Below are 16688 nucleotides of genomic sequence, written 5' to 3' on the forward strand. Positions count from 1 at the left end.
TCATTGAGGTAGTTCCAGATCACGGGTGAAGGGTAAGTCGATTTCCCGGGTTTCTTTGGTCGTCGTTGTAGTATCGGCTACAACACGTTCGGCCAGCACAATCGTAATGTTATCGTGCCCCCCCCGACTCTTGGCCATGTGCACTAATTCGTCGGCAGCATCGTGCAGATTAGTCCGCTTCAATACCCGGACGAAATCGGCCTCAAGGCAATATTCATACAGACCATCGGAACAGAGCAACAACCGGTCGCCCGCATCGAAGGGCAGAACACAACGCCCCAGATCGACGCGAACATCAGCTTTGGTGCCCATTGCCTGCGTCAGTACATTCCGTTCTGGATGGTTGGCAGCTGCTTCGGGAGTGATTTCGCCCGATCGAAGCAGTTCCTGAATATACGTATGGTCCTGAGTTAGCTGGATAAGCTGCCCCGTTTTAAACAAATAGGCCCGGCTGTCGCCAACGTGAGCGAAATAAAGTTGCTGATCGTGAATCACAATGGCCGTGCACGTAGTGCCCATACCCCGAAAGGCATCGTGTTGACGAGCCTCGTCGAAGATTTGGCGATTGGCCATCTGGAATGCCCGCAGCAAACTTTTTTCGATGGATTCTGTGTGCTGAAAATATTCTCGGTTGATGATTTCGGCTGCCATCTGGCTGGCTACTTCGCCGGCCAAGTGGCCACCCATGCCGTCGGCTACTAGGAGTAGATGTCCTTTGATCCGGCGAATACCTTCATCGGCCAGACGGACAAACAAGCCAGTGTCTTCATTGTTTTGCCGGACATTCCCCAAATCTGAAACGACAACCGCGTTTACTTCGTCGGTCGACGAGGTTCCGGCTGGTTCAACACGGGTTGGTTGCTCGACGACCGATTCGGCTGTTTCCGGGAGTGTTTCCGGATCGTTTTTGCCGAATAGCCAGGTAAGGAAATTTTTCATGATTGTGGGGTTGCTATCGGTCAAAATAACACTGGTATAACTCCTGTACTTGGGGATCAATAATAAACTGCTGCTGGGCTCCCTGATGCCGAATGGTAATGGGGATTGGCTGTCCGGGCGTCCGTTTTACCACAAAAGGTTCTTTGGATTGCACCGTGCCATCGGGCATAACAAGCTCAAGATCATAGTCGGCGTTGAGTACTTCGACTCGAATTTGCTCGTACTGTTTAGTGGGCGTAACGGTTGTTATTTCCTCCTGGTCAGCTTTTTTTTCTTCCTTTTTTGTCTGGTTAATCAGAATGAGCAGCCCTAAACCTGCTACAACGGCCAGGATCCAATAACGAATGGTGTGGATAGAAGCCCAATCGACTATTGGGAAATTTGGTAACGAAAACCCATTTTCGGCCATGAACCCTTGTTGCACAGTCGTTGACAGCATTGACTCTATATCGGCTGCGGCCGGACGCTTCATCGGATTGACATGCAGGCAATTGGTAATCAAAGCGGCCAGTTCGGGCGAAATTGTCGGATTCAACAGTTGAGGGCGGGTAAAGTGCCCTCGTTCAATTTGATGGCGTAGTAGAAGCGGATTTCGTTCATCGAAGGGTAGGTGACCGGTAGTCATCTCGTACAAGAGGACCCCCAGCGCCCATACATCCGATTTTTGTTCAACCTGACCCCGGAATTGCTCCGGGGCCATAAATTCCGTTGTTCCAACGGCAAACCCAACTTTTGTCAGTTGAGGAGTATCGCGGCCTTTGGCAATGCCAAAATCAACCACTTTTACCTGTCCATTGAGTCGAATCCTGACGTTTGAGGGTTTCAGATCGCGGTGGATAATTCCCATTTGGTGCAGGTAGGCCATCGCGTCGGCAATCTGTCTGATGATTCGGGTAGCCTCTTCATTAGTCAGGCGTTCCCTTCGTCGAATCAGTTCATCTAACGCTAGGCCATCGATCCATTCAATCACTAAAGCAGGGCGGTCATCGAGTAGGCTAAAGTCGTACAGAGCCGCAATGTTAGGGTGTGAAATCGATGCCTGAACAAGGGCTTCGTTGCGGAAGCGGGCTGCAAATTCGGGCCGGTATAACACTTTCACCGCTGCCAGACGGCCCGTTTCAAGATGGGTAGCTTTAAACACTTCACCCATTCCGCCTGCTCCGACATACTCTGTCAGGCGATAGCCAGCAACGATGCGAGAGAGGTAAGGATGGGTGAGTGACATGGATGTAGAAGCGGAAAGCTGGTTAATTAAAATGTCAGGTATTGTCAGGGACTTATTCAACTACTTGCCGTCGGCCCATCAGTTCCAGACCATATTTGATAGGGATGGCGAAGGTGATGCGTGTGGCATCCTCACGGCTGGTGCTGGCGGAGAAGATCCCAATGGCGTTGCCATCTTTGTCGAATACAGGTCCACCACTGTTGCCCGACCCGGTTGCGTTGGCCGTAAGTTGGTAATAGTCACCAAATTCGCTGTAATAGGCGGCTGCTTTACCTGCCGATTGACCACGTAGAATCTTGCCGATATTGCCAGGAGTAACTGTTACGTCGGGCACTTTTACAATTTGAGCGTTGCGATTGGCAAAGTCGCCTGAATATTCACCGACAAACACATCGGGAGAAATACCGGGGTAACCCATGACCGTAATCGGCTGACCAACGGCGATCGTTTTATCCGCATCGCGCAGTTTAACGGGGGCTAATGATTCGGCCAGGTCAATTTTGATGAGGGCAACATCGTGTTTTGGCGAAACAACGGGCTTGCCCTGGGCTGGGAATCGCTGTTCGTTTTTGTTGAACGTTACATCCATGTAGGTATTTACCCCATCGATAATTTTACCCGACATCGGTTTTTTGCCAAAGAACTGCGTTTCGCCAGGTACCCAACGGAATTCCTGCACTGGCTGATCGCTGATTTCCCATCCTTTTGCGCCCTGAACGAGTAGTATGCCTGGGAATGCATCCTGCGGGAAACTGTAGTACGAATTCCAGGCGGCTGCTACGTGCCGATTGGTCATAATGTGTCCCTGAGGTGAGACCACAAAGCCCGTTCCACTGGCTCCAGCCATGGCTATGGGCTTGCCAACAGCTACATTCCGTTTCAGACCCAATAGCGGTTCAATTTTTCCGGGTGCCGTTTCAATGTACACGGCTTTATTTACTACACGACCGTCAGACAGTTTAATCGGCATGTATTCGTGATAGATATCGTCGCCGGTAGTGTGAACCAGTTTATACCCAAATTCGATGAACACAACTTTGCTGGTATTTTCGGCTGCGATCTGCTCGGCGGTTAACCCATCTTTCGCTGGCTCGATAATTCTCGTTGAATCGTGGTGGTGAACCTCAATTCGTTGAATTTTAGGCTTTAATTCATCTTTGAAGGCATAGGCTAAACCAGATACTATCACCAGCAGGCCAGCTACACCCAGCACCATCGATTTGCTGGTTTTCCGGCGTTCGGTCATCATCATCCGCTCCACAGTTTGTTTGCCCAGGCCTACTTTATGCGGAATGGCCATATCATTATCGCCCGATGCGGCCACTGTTTCAGCAAGACTCATTTCTTTCGTAGGCTGAATCGATACCGGAATATCGACAACGCGAGTGCTCATCATCAGTTCAGCAGGGCGTGGGTTCAGATCGAACTGGAACACAGGACCACCCTGACCGAGTTGAATTTCGTCGCCGGGTTGGATGGGGGCTGAACCAGCGATACGGCTTTTATTGACGAAAATGCCATTGCGGGAATTGTTATCGACCAAGGTGAAGGAAAACGGTTTGCCGGGCTCCCGAACAATTTTGCCGTGTTCGCGGGAAACAGCCGAGTCGCGTTCTGGATCGAACCGCACCACATTCGTAGCCGCCCGACCGAAGGTCAGCTCATTGTACTTCTTATAATCGAACTCTTCAACCTGATTTGCTTTACTGCCAGTTAAGTGGCGAATGACGTAACGATTTACTAGAGTTGCCATGATTTTGTATATGTCTTGAGTTGAAAATTGATTGCCGTTTGACTGATACAAAGTTGGCGGATGGGCCGTCCGTGGGAAATCGGGAAATTCCCGGATTTAACCCCCGGCGAACCTATATTTTTCGTCTATAGGTTTTCCTATATTTTGCCGTAGGTGCTTGTCATTAAGCTCGTTAAATGGCTACTTTGGCGTATTAAAGAGTGAAAGAGTGAATGAGCGAAAGAGTGCCTAACGGTTCTCACGCTCATTCACTCATTGAAAACTATGCGTTATATTATATTCCTCTTGCTGACCTGCACCATCGCCGTTGCGCAGAATCCGATCATCGATTCGTTGCGGAACCAGTTGACGAAACTGCCCGTGGACACCAATCGGGTGAAAACGATGCACGAACTGGCAACCAACCTGTGGTGGAATGGCTATGACTCGCTGGCCCGACAAACGCTCTACCAGGCAATGCGTATGGCCAAACAGATAAACTATTCTTCAGGCGAGATTCGCGCCCGACTGGCTCAGGCCCGGATTGAAGCGGACTATCTATCCGATACTAAATCGGCCCATGCGCAACTGGACACGGCTCAGCAAATGGCCATTGCCATTCATGATCTTTCGTTGCAGGGACAGGTGCTTTTGCGACGGGCTCAACTCTATGAAAACATCATGGAGAAGCTACCCGAAGCCAGAAGCCTGCTGGATAAATCCTTGCAGAAATTTCAGCAAGCTCATGACCGACAATGGGAAGCGCAGACGTATAACGAACTGGCGATCATGAAAATGGGCGAAGGTAATTACGTAGCTGCCATTAACTTATGGCTCAACGCCCGCCGACTTCAGGAGTCGATTCACGATTGGAAAGGCCTGCGGTCCACTTTGCCGAATCTTGGTATGGTTTACATAAAACTAAAGCGCTACGACGAAGCTATGGCCTGCTTTACCGAAGCTGAAAAAGTGGCCGACCGCCTGAATGACAACCTGGTTCGAACGTTTATCCTTAGCCGGAAAGCCGAGATACTCGAAAAAGAAGGAAAATACGCACTAGCGCTAGAATCCTACATGGGTGAGGTAAAAGCCTACCTGAATCCATACCAGCCTAGCCATCTGGCCAGAGCGTATGGGGCAGTTGGTCGAATATATATTCAACTCAAGCAGTATGATAAAGCACTTGAATACAGTCAGTTGGCTCAGAGTACATATCGTAAGACTGTTGAGAAAACGAGAGAAGCACTGGAACATAATGCGCAGGCTAATTTCGGAAAGATCTATCTCGCGCTGAAACAATACGACCGTGTGGTTCCGTACGCTCAGGCAGGTCTGGAGTGGACAAAAGATGTGAAAGAAATGCGGCCTGAGCGAACAGAGTACGTTCGCCAACTGGCTGAAGCCTATGATCATCTGGGGCAACCTGCTAAAGCACTTCATTATTTTAAATGGTACAAAGCCGAAGCCGACACCATGCTCAATGAAGAGGCCATGCAGAAAGCCACTGTGGCCAGCATGACCTATGACTTCGAGAAAAAACAGCAGGGCGTTCGCTTAAAACAGGCCCAGCAGGAAGCTAGAATACAATTGCTGGAAAACGATAAACTCGAACAGACCCGTAACCTGCTGATTGTCTTACTCCTATTGGTTGCGGGTATTCTCAGTTTCGTATTTTGGAATAACCGCCGACTCCGTGTCAGAAACGAAGAGCTTTCCGAGAAAAACGCCGAAATCGAAGCCGCTTTGTATCGGGGTCAGACGCTCGAACGCAAACGGGTTGCGAGTGAACTACATGATAGCGTAGCCGCCAAAGTATCGGCGTTAAAATGGCGATTCGAAGCGTTTGATACGTCGCAGTTTGATGCGGATCAGCATCGGGAACACGCCCGACTGCTGGATCATATGGGTGAAGTGTATGAAGATATTCGGGCCATTTCACACAACCTGATGCCCGAAATTCTCGAGAAACAAGGCCTTCAGGCGGCACTAATCAAATTGACCGATACGCTGAAGGTGCAGAACAAAACCCGGTTCTTGCTGGAAGTTGAGAAATCTGGGGAGGATGTCCGAGGCAAAACCGCCTACGAACTCTACACGATCACCCTCGAATTGGTCAACAATATACTGAAGCACGCAAAAGCCCGCCAGGCCGACATTTCGTTAGCTCGCCAGAATGGCTTTCTGATGCTAACCGTTCAGGATGATGGGCAGGGTATGCCAGCGGGAAAAAATCAGGATGGCTTTGGTACGCTGAATATTAAATCGCGTTTGGAGCGGCTAGGTGGTACCTATCTGGTTTCCAGCCCAGCTGAAGGCGGAACATGTATTAACGTTCAGATTCCAATTGCTGCGTAACCTACAACAACCCATGCTTCACTGCATATTTGATAATTCCAATTGAATTTTTGACGCCCAATTTTCGGAGAATATTATGTCGATGCGTTTCAACGGTACCAGGGCTGATGAAGAGTTTGTCGGCGATAGCGTTGGTTGATAATTCCTGTGCTACGAGTTTGATGATTTCGATTTCACGGTCGGTTAGCGGGACAAGTAGAGCCGGGGCTTCATCCGATGGCCTTACCGATTCGACCGGTAGCGCCATCAACTGCGTCATGACAGATTCGGAGAAATATTTTTCGCCCCTGGCTAGTGTTTTCATCGCCTTTTCAAGCTCGGCTTTACCCGCTTTTTTCATAACATAGCCTGAAATGCCCGCCCGAAAAGCCTCCCGAATCCGATCAGCATCTTCCGATACCGTCAGCATCAGTATTTTAAGCTGAGGAAAATGCTGGCGTACCTGCAATGTCAGATTGATACCGTTAAGGAGAGGCATGTCCATATCCGTTAACAGAATATCCACCTCGTTCTCGTGGAGAAAACCAACAACCTGCCGGCTATCGCTTAAGGTGCCTACAACTTCTACGCCTTCAATGCGGCTCAGAAGTAAGGATAAACTGTCTAAAATGATTTCGTGATCGTCGGTTAATAATACACGTATGGGCGAGGGCATATGAAATACAAATCAAAACAGTAGTGAAATAGATCAAATATACTAGGTGTTTTAGCGATTGACAATGAACGTTTTTAGCGTATGGACAAGATCTTTTGAGGGAATTTAAACTTTCGGGACCACGATGCAGTATATTCACGATATGCACACTGCACTACCCTTGTTACTATTGTCCAGCCTGGTCCTGACAATAGTTGCCTGCGCTCCACGGTACAAAGGCCCGGTTACCGATCATTTCGACGGAAAGAAATTCTTTAATCCGGGTATGCCGGAGCAAACATCGGGTGGTTTACTCAAATGGCTATTGCATCGGGACAAAGGCCCCTGGCCAGAGCAACCCGACGCCTTTGTGGGCTCCCGACCTGCCACACGCATTGAAGGCGATAGCCTGGTGCTCACTTTTGTCAATCATTCTACCTTTCTAATCCAGACAAACGGACTTAACATTCTAACCGATCCGGTCTGGTCGAAACGTGTTGGGCCAACGTCATGGCTGGGCATCAAGCGCAAACGTCCGCCAGGACTTCGGTTTGAGGAATTACCTCCAATTGACGTAGTCCTGCTCAGCCATAATCACTATGACCACCTCGATTTGCCCACCATCAGGAAATTAGTGAAAGCGTATAACCCGCTCTTTGTTACACCGCTGGGTGTGTCATATCTGCCTAAATCGGTAAAGGGTCGTACAACCCGCGAACTCGACTGGAATGATACGTTACAGATCAATGAGAAACTTCGGCTTACCTGCACCCAGGCGCAGCATTTCAGCAATCGGGGTATGGGCGACCGCGATGAAACCCTCTGGTGCGGTTACCTGCTTCATACCAGTTTCGGGACAACCTATTTCTGTGGCGACAGCGGCTATGGTCCCCATTTTAAGCGCATTGGTGAGCAGGCGGGTGGGCCGATAAAACTGGCGTTGCTGCCTATTGGCTCATATCGGCCCGAATGGTTTATGGCGCCTGTTCACGTGTCGCCTGCCGGAGCCGTGCAGGCATTTATTGACCTAAAAGCTACCCAGGCGGTCGGCATTCATTTCGGGACGTTTCAGCAGGGCGACGATGGTTTAGCTGAGCCTGTTGATGATTTGCGAAAATCCTTGCGCGAGAAGAAGATTGCTGAAGAAAAATTTCTGGTTCCGAAAGAAGGCCACCCAATGGTGTTTAAATAAGCTACAATAAAATATTATTAACTGCCTGAATAGCAGGTGGAATGTCTGTTTCGTCGAGCATTTCGCGGAGGTCGATTTCGATGGTGCGGCTCATGGAGGTAATGGGCGTGTCGTTGGCTCCACCTTCGAATGGATTCTCAGTGCTTTCTCCAACCTGCTCCAGGCTCATGAATACCCACGACACCAGCACGCCAAACGGAATAGTCAGCCAGACGATATGCTCACCCAATTTGTCGAATTCTTTTAACAAACCAAACGGAACTAGCCACACAAACAGGCGAATAAACAGGCCATTGATAGTGGCAAATTGACGAGGGTAGGGGAAATTCTTAATTCGCTCGCTCTTGCCCTGATGCTCATACAGTTCTTTCAGCATCAGCGCCAGTTCTATATAGCGATAATTCTCGATCCAACCCTGGTCGACCAGCTCCCGAAGCTGTTTTGATTGAAGACTAATCAACTGTGTGGCCCGATTTTTTTTGCTCAGTACATAGTCAGCTTCCTGAGTAGATACTAATTTCCTGAGTTCATCGGCCAGATTGCTTTCCCGTTCAGTGATTTTATAAAACTTCTGATACTCAGCATTGTACTCTTTGTCAATGTTTTCCCAGACCCGCGATTCCCGCAGTTGAAATCGTAAAGCGGTTAGCCAGGCTATGTGCCTGTAAATGAGTTGCTGATGGATGGCTTTAGAATCAGCGCCCGATGCTGCTGGGTTACGGACAAAATCCCGAATCATGATGCCCAGACTCCGACTGCTGTTGACTATGCCTCCCCAAATCTGACGGGCTTCCCAGGAGCGGGCATAAGTCGCATTATTACGAAATCCGGCAATAAATGCAGCTGCCGTACCTAGCAAAGCAATGGGTACCCAGGGCATGCCCAGCCATGTAAAGCCGATCACCTGATAAAGAACCGTTACGCCCGTATTAATGGCAATTAACCAGTATAAATTCTGGCGTGTCCAAACTATAAATTCCTTTAAGGTATACTTTCTTCCAGCGTGCATGGTGGTGGTGTAGTGTGTGTAGTAAGTGAAGTGGTGGAGTGAGTGAAGTGGGTGTAATAGTGGCCTAACTTCACTTATTACACTTACTTCACTCACTCTACTACACTAATTTAATTTTTTCTCATAGGCCAGGAATCGTAATCCAGGACGAAAACCAAGTGTGATTTCTCCGGCATACTGATACCCTAGTTTCGGAAAGAGTTTCTGAGTGCCCTGGTTCTCAGAATTGGTATCAATGCGTAGAAACTTGATGCCCCGTTCAAGCGCGAGCTGTTCGGCTTGCTCCAGCAAAGCAACAGCTACGCCTTGTCCACGAAAAGCGGGATCAACAGCCAGCCGATGCGTAACAACCGCTCGCTGACTGAGGTCGAAGCCGACCTGAGCATACTCGGGCTCCTGATCTTCGGTTAGAGCCGCTACACCTGCGAGCTGACCATCAATGTCGGCCACCCAAAGCTGTGCTTTCGTAATGTCGTTTCCGAAGACTGTTTCGTTGGGGTAATGGTCGTCCCACTGAAAATTACCCGTTTCGTGCATAAGTGGTATAACATTCTTTAACAGGTTCAGTAAAGCTGGGATATCGGCAGTAGTAGCAGGGCGAATGGTCATGGATGAATAAGCGTAGTTCGGTGTTTTTAAAAATTAGGATTAGTTTCTCTAGCCACAACAATACGATCCCCATGACTTTTCGGCATCGATGTCACGGTGAAAACGACGTCATTTGAAGAGTCATTGCGCATTTGATGCGGGACTAATGGTGGGATTTCAATGCCCTCATTAGCCTTTAGGTGAATTGTTTCCTGGCCAATCTCCATGGTTGCTTCACCCGCTAGTACAAAGAAAAACTGGTGTGACTTCTGGTGATAATGCTTCACCTCAACCGTACCCGGTGGCATTCGTTCCTGAATGATACTCAGTGAATCTGACTTCACTAAATGCCAGCCATCGCACTGGTCACCCCAGGTATAATGCTCCGCATTTTGGGTGGAAATGGGTTGAAGAGATTCCTCCTTCATTGCTTATGTATACGCTGCTTATTTCCCTTCTTTCAGCATTTCTACCACTAGCGTCAACTCATTAACGGTGGCTTCCGGGTCGCCCGAAAACCCGATTTGACGGTAGCGCACGCGACCATTGGGTCCAATCACCACCTTCGTCGGAATTCCCTGAACTTTATAGGCGTTAGCTACTTTCTGCTGCGTGTCGAGCGGCACAACGAAATTGTAAGGGTGTTTGTCCATGAACGAATGAACTCGTTGTAAGGGGCCGCCTTCGCGTGTATTGACAAATAGAAACCGAACGTTTGGATCATTCTGAAATCGGGTTTGCGCCTGTTGCATGGCTGGGAACGACGCAATGCAAGGCCCGCACCAGGTAGCCCAAAAATCAAGCACAATCACTTTTCCTTTAAAGGCCGACGACGAAATGGTGCGTCCCAGCAAGTCGGTGAGGGCAAAGGCGGGAGCGGGTTCATTAATTAGCTTCTCCTGAAGTTCATCGCGCTGGTCGGCCTTAATGTCGGCTTCGAGGTTGGCTAAATAAGCATCCGCTTTTGCAGGAGTATTGCCCGGTTGTTTGGCATACCAGTCGCGTAATGTGGTTTTTAGACCTGATGTCGCCTTGTCCACTTGTATTGCGGCTTCAACCATTGGGAGCGCATCGGTAGCATGGTTTGTACGAAGGGCACAAAGGAAATAGCGTTCATTAGTGCGCGGGTCGCTATTCTCGGCATCGTCGGGATTAATAACATCCTGATAAACCGTATAGGCTTCAGCGTATTTGCCCTGTTGTTCCAGCGTACGGGCGTAGGTATTCATCAACTGCCGTTGTCGGGTCTGTCTTTCTGCTTCCCAATTGCCCGGTGCGACCCTGGGTTTAGCATGTGCTTTTAGAACTGTCAGCGCGTGCTTAATCAGTTGCTCAGCTTCGGGTAATGATCGCCGTTCTTCCGCTAATTGATAGGCTATGGTGTTCAGAACCAGTACATCTGTTTGTGTCGTGGGTTGCTGCTCAACAAATGCAACTAACCCACGAATGTCGTTATTTTTGAAGTACCCGTTGGTCATGATTACCGCCAGGTCGGACAAATGTGATGAGGTTGGAAATTCATGAACAAAGGCTTCGTACGCGGCTTTCTGGCGATTCCAATCCGTTTGGGCCCGGATGGCTATGGCGCGGTCTTTCTGCACTAATGAACCGGCAGGTTCCACTGTTTTCTGGCGCTCGCGTAGCGCATTGACTTTCTGAAAGTCGCCTAAACTTTCGTACAATTTTGACGCATCTGTCAATTCAGCAAGCGTTGGGTTTGGGCGAGATGCCAGATAAGCCTCAATCTCGTTTTTTACTTTAGGTCCATAGCCGAGTTTCCTCTGCTTAATCAGAGCCGCTAAATGATCGGACCAGTATAAAGGGCGTAGGTCAGGATTTTGCGCCAGTTCATGCTCATATAGCGTAACGACCCAGGTTGGATCGAAGCGGGTATTCGTTTCGTTCAGAAAATGACTACGGGTAAATACTGATGCCTGACCACCAGTAGCATGCGGTACAATCCGGCCTGATGCATCATTAACTGGAATGACATAAAATTGCCCACAATTGAGATCAGTGCGTTGTGGCAGCTTACTGTTTCGGAAAAACAGCATTGTTCCGGTAGCATCTTTTGTTGGAATGTAAAGCTCTCCAACGTAATCAGCTCCCTGCCGCACTAACGTGACGGTCGTTGGCTTGCTGATTTGCATCATGTTAGGCGCTCCATAGCGTACGTACCGCCCTTCAAGTGTGCTGTCTTTAGCTAAAGGCGTCGTTTGTGGGCTATACGTAAAGGAAACGATCTGCCCAAGCTGTGGTCGTTCCGGGGAAAAACAGAATTGAGCAGATGCTGAAAAACAGCATGTCAGCAGTAAGAAGACGACACCGAAAATTAATCGCATAACGTTAAAAATAAACTTGTTTTATACGGCTACTGGTTCTTCTTTTCGCACGGGTTTCGATACGGCCCATAAGCCAATAAACGTGAACAATCCGTTGAGTAGCAGGCGTTCAAAGCCAAACTGATAACCACCAAACCAGGACGCTGAGTTTTCATTGACAATGTAGGTTAGCACGGGTGATGCCAGACAGATGAACGGCACAAGCCGATCAATAACCGGACGCTGGCTGAAAATACCAAAGGCATAAAGCCCTAATAATGGCCCGTAGGTATAGCCTGCAATATCAAAAACAGCCGTGATAACTTCCTTACTATTGAGTTGACGGAAAACAATGATGACAATATAAAACAATAGCGAGAAGCCAATGTGCACGATGTGTTTGATCCGGGATCGTTCAACTTCAGGGCGTTTCTCCACGTCCATGAAATCTACACAGAAAGAGGTTGTCAGGGCTGTTAGAGCAGAGTCGGCGCTAGCGTATGTAGCGGCTGTAATGCCCAGCAGGAACGTAATGGCAACCACAAGGCCAAGGTGATTCAAGGCTAGCATCGGGTATAGATCATCGGTACGGGCCGGAATCTCGATGCCTTCGCGTTGGGCATACACGTACAACAACACGCCGAGCGAGAGGAACATAAAGTTGACGAAAACGAGCGTAACCGTAAACCAGAACATGTTCTTCTGGGCCTCGCCAATATTTTTGCAGGTCAGGTTTTTCTGCATCAGATCCTGATCCAGACCTGTCATCACAATAGCGATGAACGCCCCCGAAATGAATTGCTTGAAAAAGTTCTTCGGGTCGTTGCCATCCCAGTAAAATACCTGTGACATTGAACTATTTTTCACGGTCTGTACTAACCCACCGAACGATAAACCCAGTTCTTGAGAGATCAGAATAATGGTCAATACGACAGCTGTAACCAGAAATACAGTTTGGAGTGTATCCGTTACAATAATGGTTTTAACGCCCCCTTTGAATGTGTAAATCCAGATTAATCCGATTGTAATGAACACCGAAACCTCGAACGGAATACCTAGTGCGTTGAATAATGCAATCTGCAACACACCAGCCGCCACATAGAGTCGAACGGCTGAACCTACTGTTCGGGCGAGCAGGAAGAAACCAGCTCCGGATTTGTACGACCAGAACCCAAATCGCTTTTCAAGGTAGCCGTAAATCGAAATCAGATTGAGTCGGTAATAAAGCGGCATCAGCACCGAACCGATCACAAAATAGCCAACTATATAGCCTAGTACGACCTGGAAATATGAAAACCCGATTTTACCTACGGCTCCCGGTACCGAAATGAAAGTAACCCCTGACAGCGAGGTGCCTATCATACCGAAAGCCACTAACCACCAGGGTGATTGGCGGTTAGCCGTAAAAAAAGCGTTGGTATCAGCTCCTCGGGCCGTGTAAAACGAGACGGCAATCAGCATCCCGAAATAAGCTACTAAAATCACTAAAGCGAGGGTAGTATTCATGTATTGAATTGGTGATCTACGAAGTACGAGCTACGATTTCAGCGAGCATCTGAAAGCAACTTTTTGCGCTCAAATAAGGTTGTTTTAGTATACGGATAAGGTTTTTAAAACTGCCCGTTTTTCCGTAAATTTGCTAAGTAAACACGCTTTTCGATCCCATGCAACCTTTTGAAGAAAACGACTGGTCGACCGATGTAGATGTACTCGATGATGTAGTTGAAACCGACGTCCATAACCTTGTGGTTTTCAATGACGATGTCAATACGTTTGAACACGTTATTGATACCTTGATCGACGTTTGTGAACATACACAGGAACAGGCCGAACAATGCACCCTATTGATCCATTACAAAGGCAAGTGCGCTGTCAAAAACGGTTCATGGGAAGAACTTGTGCCCATGCGTAACGAGATCTGCCGGCGAGGCATCTCTGCTGAAGTCTTAAACTAATGATGAATGATGAATTATGAATGATTTGCCAGAACGGTGATTTCTGTTTGTAATTCATCATTTATCATTCATAATTCATCATTCTCTTGGAATACCCCTCCAAACTTATAGAAGACGCAGTTAACGAGGTGTCGAAACTGCCGGGAATTGGGAAAAAAACTGCGCTCCGGCTGGTATTGCATCTCCTTAAACGGGATGAAGACCAAACAGAACTATTGGCTCAGAGCTTAACGGCCATGCGTACGAAGGTTAAATATTGCCGAAAGTGCCATAACCTGTCTGATCACGATTTGTGTACCATTTGTGCCAGCCACAAACGCGATCAGTCATTGATTTGCGTTGTTGAAGACACGAGGGATGTGCTGGCCATTGAGAATACAGCTCAGTTTAAAGGGCTCTATCATGTGCTGGGTGGCATCATTTCGCCCGTTGAGGGGGTAGGTCCGAGCGATTTGCAGATCGATTCACTCATGGCTCGGTTGCGCGGTTCCGAAGGCGAACAGGTGCGTGAAATTATCCTGGCCATCAGCCCTACCATGGAAGGGGATACAACCGCTTTTTATCTCCAAAAGAAGCTCAAGCCTTTTAATATCAAAATCTCGACCATTGCCCGTGGTGTTCCTATTGGGGGCGATCTCGAATACGCCGACGAGATAACGCTTGGCCGAAGTATTCTGAGCCGGATTGCGTACGAATAAACTCTGGCTCCAGTTCCAGAAATAGATGCGATTGGCATCAAAAACTCGTTTCTTTGCGGCTGTGACCTTGGGTTGTTGAACATTTGCCCATTTACAGGGTTTTGCTTAATGGCTCTCGTGGTCGCAGACCTAAGGTCGTAGACACTTTTTGTTTCTCCCAAAACCAATCATTCGCATGAATCGCTCCGAGTTTTTGAAACTGGCATTCGGTACTTCAGCCAGCTTGATAGCCTTCCGTTCTCTTGGCTTTGCACCTGCTCAGGCAGAAGGACCGTTTAAACTGGCTCCATTGCCTTATGATGCTGGCGCGCTTGAACCACATATCGATAAAATGACCATGGAAATCCACCACGACAAACACCATAAGGCGTATGTGGATAACCTCAATAAGGCCGTTGCTGGAACCGATATGGCGAAGATGGACATTGAAGCCCTGGTGAAAAGTGTGACAACCAGCACTCCGGCGGCTGTTCGCAACAATGCAGGAGGGCACTGGAATCATACGTTCTTCTGGAACATTATGGGCCCCAACGCGGGTGGCTCACCGAAGGGTGCATTGACCGAAGCCATTAATAAGAAATATACATCGTTCGATAATTTCAAAACCGAGTGGGGTAAGGCAGCAACGGGTCGCTTTGGTTCTGGCTGGGTGTGGCTCATCAAGAATGGTAACGATGTCGAAATAATTTCGACGCCTAATCAGGACAATCCATTAATGGCGTTGGCAGAGAAAAAAGGAACACCTGTCCTGGGCCTTGATGTTTGGGAACATGCATATTACCTGAAATACCAGAATCGTCGTCCCGAATATGTTACAGCCTTCTGGAACGTTGTTGACTGGAATAAAGTAGGAAAGAATTTCGGAGCGTAATCGGCTAGAGTAAGGGACGTAAGTGAAAGTAAGTGGAGTGGGTGAAGTAAGTGCTATATGCACTACTCCATCCACTCCACTTACTTTCACTTACCCCATAAATTCATATTTTTGTGAAAATAGATTTCGTCTATGTTAACAGAAGAATTATACAATGAAATCCCGTCATTAGACCTGGCGGATTTCACCTCAGGCGATCCTGACCGCAAAGCCAAATTCGTGCAGGATTTAGGCCGGGCGTTTAATCAGATTGGATTTGTGGCCATTCGTAACCACGGCCTGACCGATGAATTGACTAAAAAATTATACGATTCAGCAAAGGAGTTTTTCTCTGCACCCGATAATGTTAAGCAGAAATATGAGCACCCTGAACTGAATGGCCAGCGCGGCTATATTGGCAAAGGGAAAGAAACAGCTAAAGGCTTTAAAATAGCTGATTTAAAGGAATTTTATCATATTGGTCAGCCCGAGCCAGAAGGCGATATGCCCGGCAATGTGATTCCTGAAGAATACCCCGAATTTGGTGAAGCAACCCTAACGGCCTATCGGACTCTCGAAAATGCAGGCAAGCAATTACTACGTGCTATTGCCCTGTACCTGGAGTTGCCTGAAACCTATTTTGACGACAAAGTGCGGAATGGCGACAGTATCCTCCGAGCCTTGCATTACTTCCCACTCGATCCCAATACCACGCCTGATGGCGCTGTACGAGCCGCTGCCCACGGCGACATTAACCTGATTACCTTGCTCATGGGTGCTTCGGCTGACGGCCTCGAAGTGTTGCGTCGCGATGGCAAATGGATTGGCATTACGGCCCTGCCCGATCAGGTTGTGGTCAATGTAGGCGATATGCTTGATCGACTTACGAATCATAAACTGAAATCGACAATTCATCAGGTCGTAAATCCGCCCCGCGAGAAAATGAATCAGTCGCGGTACTCGATTCCGTTTTTCATGCACCCGCGCGCCGATATGAACCTTACCAGTCTGGAAAGTTGCATTGACGCCCAGCATCCCAAACTGTATGTTGACATGACGGCGGGTGAATTTTTGGACGAGCGGTTGATGGAATTAGGGTTGAAAAAGAAATAATTAGTCAATAGTCAGGTTTTGTCAAGAATTGCCCGATAATCGGTTTAAAACGACTCTTGCCAATCCTGACTATTCTT

General features: G+C 48.2%; 15 protein-coding genes. 6 read left to right on the top strand and 9 right to left on the bottom strand.

The window, feature by feature from the left end; all coding sequences use genetic code 11:
* The 3 genes from GO755_RS28730 to GO755_RS28740 are packed head-to-tail and all read right to left on the bottom strand — an operon-like array spanning window position 1 to window position 3917.
* Window positions 1-939 (bottom strand): Stp1/IreP family PP2C-type Ser/Thr phosphatase, encoded by a 939-nt coding sequence (locus GO755_RS28730; protein WP_157588798.1) that lies wholly within the window; start codon window positions 937-939, stop codon window positions 1-3.
* 13 nt (window positions 940-952) lie between these two features.
* Complete coding sequence (locus GO755_RS28735; RefSeq protein WP_157588800.1) at window positions 953-2164, bottom strand: serine/threonine-protein kinase; 1212 nt, start codon at window positions 2162-2164, stop codon at window positions 953-955.
* A 52-nt stretch (window positions 2165-2216) separates the two neighbouring features.
* Window positions 2217-3917, bottom strand: coding sequence for a trypsin-like peptidase domain-containing protein (locus GO755_RS28740; RefSeq protein WP_157588802.1), 1701 nt, complete (start codon window positions 3915-3917; stop codon window positions 2217-2219).
* Window positions 3918-4181: 264 nt separating this feature from the next.
* On the opposite strand from GO755_RS28740, the gene GO755_RS28745 reads away from it, so the two are divergent.
* Window positions 4182-6251: a tetratricopeptide repeat-containing sensor histidine kinase gene (locus tag GO755_RS28745; RefSeq protein ID WP_157588804.1), complete on the top strand. Its 2070-nt coding sequence runs from the start codon at window positions 4182-4184 to the stop codon at window positions 6249-6251.
* A gap of 1 nt (window position 6252) precedes the next feature.
* Here GO755_RS28745 and GO755_RS28750 read toward each other — a convergent pair whose 3' ends face one another.
* Window positions 6253-6906 carry a response regulator gene (locus tag GO755_RS28750; RefSeq protein ID WP_157588805.1) on the bottom strand — a complete coding sequence of 218 codons (654 nt, stop codon included), beginning with the start codon at window positions 6904-6906 and terminating at the stop codon, window positions 6253-6255.
* Window positions 6907-7048: 142 nt separating this feature from the next.
* On the opposite strand from GO755_RS28750, the gene GO755_RS28755 reads away from it, so the two are divergent.
* Window positions 7049-8077, top strand: a complete 1029-nt coding sequence (locus GO755_RS28755; RefSeq protein WP_157589022.1) for an MBL fold metallo-hydrolase — start codon at window positions 7049-7051, stop codon at window positions 8075-8077.
* A gap of 1 nt (window position 8078) precedes the next feature.
* Here GO755_RS28755 and GO755_RS28760 read toward each other — a convergent pair whose 3' ends face one another.
* The 5 genes from GO755_RS28760 to GO755_RS28780 form a co-directional block, all read right to left on the bottom strand.
* Complete coding sequence (locus GO755_RS28760) at window positions 8079-9086, bottom strand: bestrophin family protein (protein WP_157588807.1); 1008 nt, start codon at window positions 9084-9086, stop codon at window positions 8079-8081.
* Between the two features lie 105 nt (window positions 9087-9191).
* Complete coding sequence (locus tag GO755_RS28765) at window positions 9192-9695, bottom strand: GNAT family N-acetyltransferase (RefSeq protein ID WP_157588808.1); 504 nt, start codon at window positions 9693-9695, stop codon at window positions 9192-9194.
* Window positions 9696-9721: 26 nt separating this feature from the next.
* A complete protein-coding gene (locus GO755_RS28770) occupies window positions 9722-10102 on the bottom strand; it encodes a cupin domain-containing protein (RefSeq protein ID WP_157588810.1) in 381 nt (126 codons plus the stop codon).
* An 18-nt stretch (window positions 10103-10120) separates the two neighbouring features.
* On the bottom strand, window positions 10121-12016 hold the full coding sequence (locus GO755_RS28775; protein WP_157588812.1) for a redoxin domain-containing protein: 1896 nt from the start codon (window positions 12014-12016) through the stop codon (window positions 10121-10123).
* 21 nt (window positions 12017-12037) lie between these two features.
* Window positions 12038-13501, bottom strand: coding sequence for a sodium:solute symporter (locus tag GO755_RS28780; protein WP_157588814.1), 1464 nt, complete (start codon window positions 13499-13501; stop codon window positions 12038-12040).
* 158 nt (window positions 13502-13659) lie between these two features.
* On the opposite strand from GO755_RS28780, the gene GO755_RS28785 reads away from it, so the two are divergent.
* The 4 genes from GO755_RS28785 (at window position 13660) to GO755_RS28800 (ending at window position 16611) form a co-directional block, all read left to right on the top strand.
* Window positions 13660-13950: an ATP-dependent Clp protease adaptor ClpS gene (locus GO755_RS28785; RefSeq protein WP_157588816.1), complete on the top strand. Its 291-nt coding sequence runs from the start codon at window positions 13660-13662 to the stop codon at window positions 13948-13950.
* A gap of 86 nt (window positions 13951-14036) precedes the next feature.
* Complete coding sequence (gene recR, locus GO755_RS28790) at window positions 14037-14648, top strand: recombination mediator RecR (RefSeq protein ID WP_157588818.1); 612 nt, start codon at window positions 14037-14039, stop codon at window positions 14646-14648.
* Window positions 14649-14823: 175 nt separating this feature from the next.
* Window positions 14824-15519, top strand: coding sequence for a superoxide dismutase (locus GO755_RS28795; RefSeq protein ID WP_157588820.1), 696 nt, complete (start codon window positions 14824-14826; stop codon window positions 15517-15519).
* Window positions 15520-15651: 132 nt separating this feature from the next.
* Complete coding sequence (locus GO755_RS28800; protein ID WP_157588822.1) at window positions 15652-16611, top strand: isopenicillin N synthase family dioxygenase; 960 nt, start codon at window positions 15652-15654, stop codon at window positions 16609-16611.
* Window positions 16612-16688: the final 77 nt, after the last annotated feature.

Source organism: Spirosoma arboris, assembly GCF_009754945.1.
Classification (GTDB): domain Bacteria; phylum Bacteroidota; class Bacteroidia; order Cytophagales; family Spirosomataceae; genus Spirosoma; species Spirosoma arboris.

Bases quoted from the DNA above. Each gene is read 5' to 3' on its own strand.
- GO755_RS28730 (WP_157588798.1), bottom strand. From the start codon at position 939: ATGAAAAATTTCCTTACCTGGCTATTCGGCAAAAACGATCCGGAAACA.
- GO755_RS28735 (WP_157588800.1), bottom strand. From the start codon at position 2,164: ATGTCACTCACCCATCCTTACCTCTCTCGCATCGTTGCTGGCTATCGC.
- GO755_RS28740 (WP_157588802.1), bottom strand. From the start codon at position 3,917: ATGGCAACTCTAGTAAATCGTTACGTCATTCGCCACTTAACTGGCAGT.
- GO755_RS28745 (WP_157588804.1), top strand. From the start codon at position 4,182: ATGCGTTATATTATATTCCTCTTGCTGACCTGCACCATCGCCGTTGCG.
- GO755_RS28750 (WP_157588805.1), bottom strand. From the start codon at position 6,906: ATGCCCTCGCCCATACGTGTATTATTAACCGACGATCACGAAATCATT.
- GO755_RS28755 (WP_157589022.1), top strand. From the start codon at position 7,049: ATGCACACTGCACTACCCTTGTTACTATTGTCCAGCCTGGTCCTGACA.
- GO755_RS28760 (WP_157588807.1), bottom strand. From the start codon at position 9,086: ATGCACGCTGGAAGAAAGTATACCTTAAAGGAATTTATAGTTTGGACA.
- GO755_RS28765 (WP_157588808.1), bottom strand. From the start codon at position 9,695: ATGACCATTCGCCCTGCTACTACTGCCGATATCCCAGCTTTACTGAAC.
- GO755_RS28770 (WP_157588810.1), bottom strand. From the start codon at position 10,102: ATGAAGGAGGAATCTCTTCAACCCATTTCCACCCAAAATGCGGAGCAT.
- GO755_RS28775 (WP_157588812.1), bottom strand. From the start codon at position 12,016: ATGCGATTAATTTTCGGTGTCGTCTTCTTACTGCTGACATGCTGTTTT.
- GO755_RS28780 (WP_157588814.1), bottom strand. From the start codon at position 13,501: ATGAATACTACCCTCGCTTTAGTGATTTTAGTAGCTTATTTCGGGATG.
- GO755_RS28785 (WP_157588816.1), top strand. From the start codon at position 13,660: ATGCAACCTTTTGAAGAAAACGACTGGTCGACCGATGTAGATGTACTC.
- GO755_RS28795 (WP_157588820.1), top strand. From the start codon at position 14,824: ATGAATCGCTCCGAGTTTTTGAAACTGGCATTCGGTACTTCAGCCAGC.
- GO755_RS28800 (WP_157588822.1), top strand. From the start codon at position 15,652: ATGTTAACAGAAGAATTATACAATGAAATCCCGTCATTAGACCTGGCG.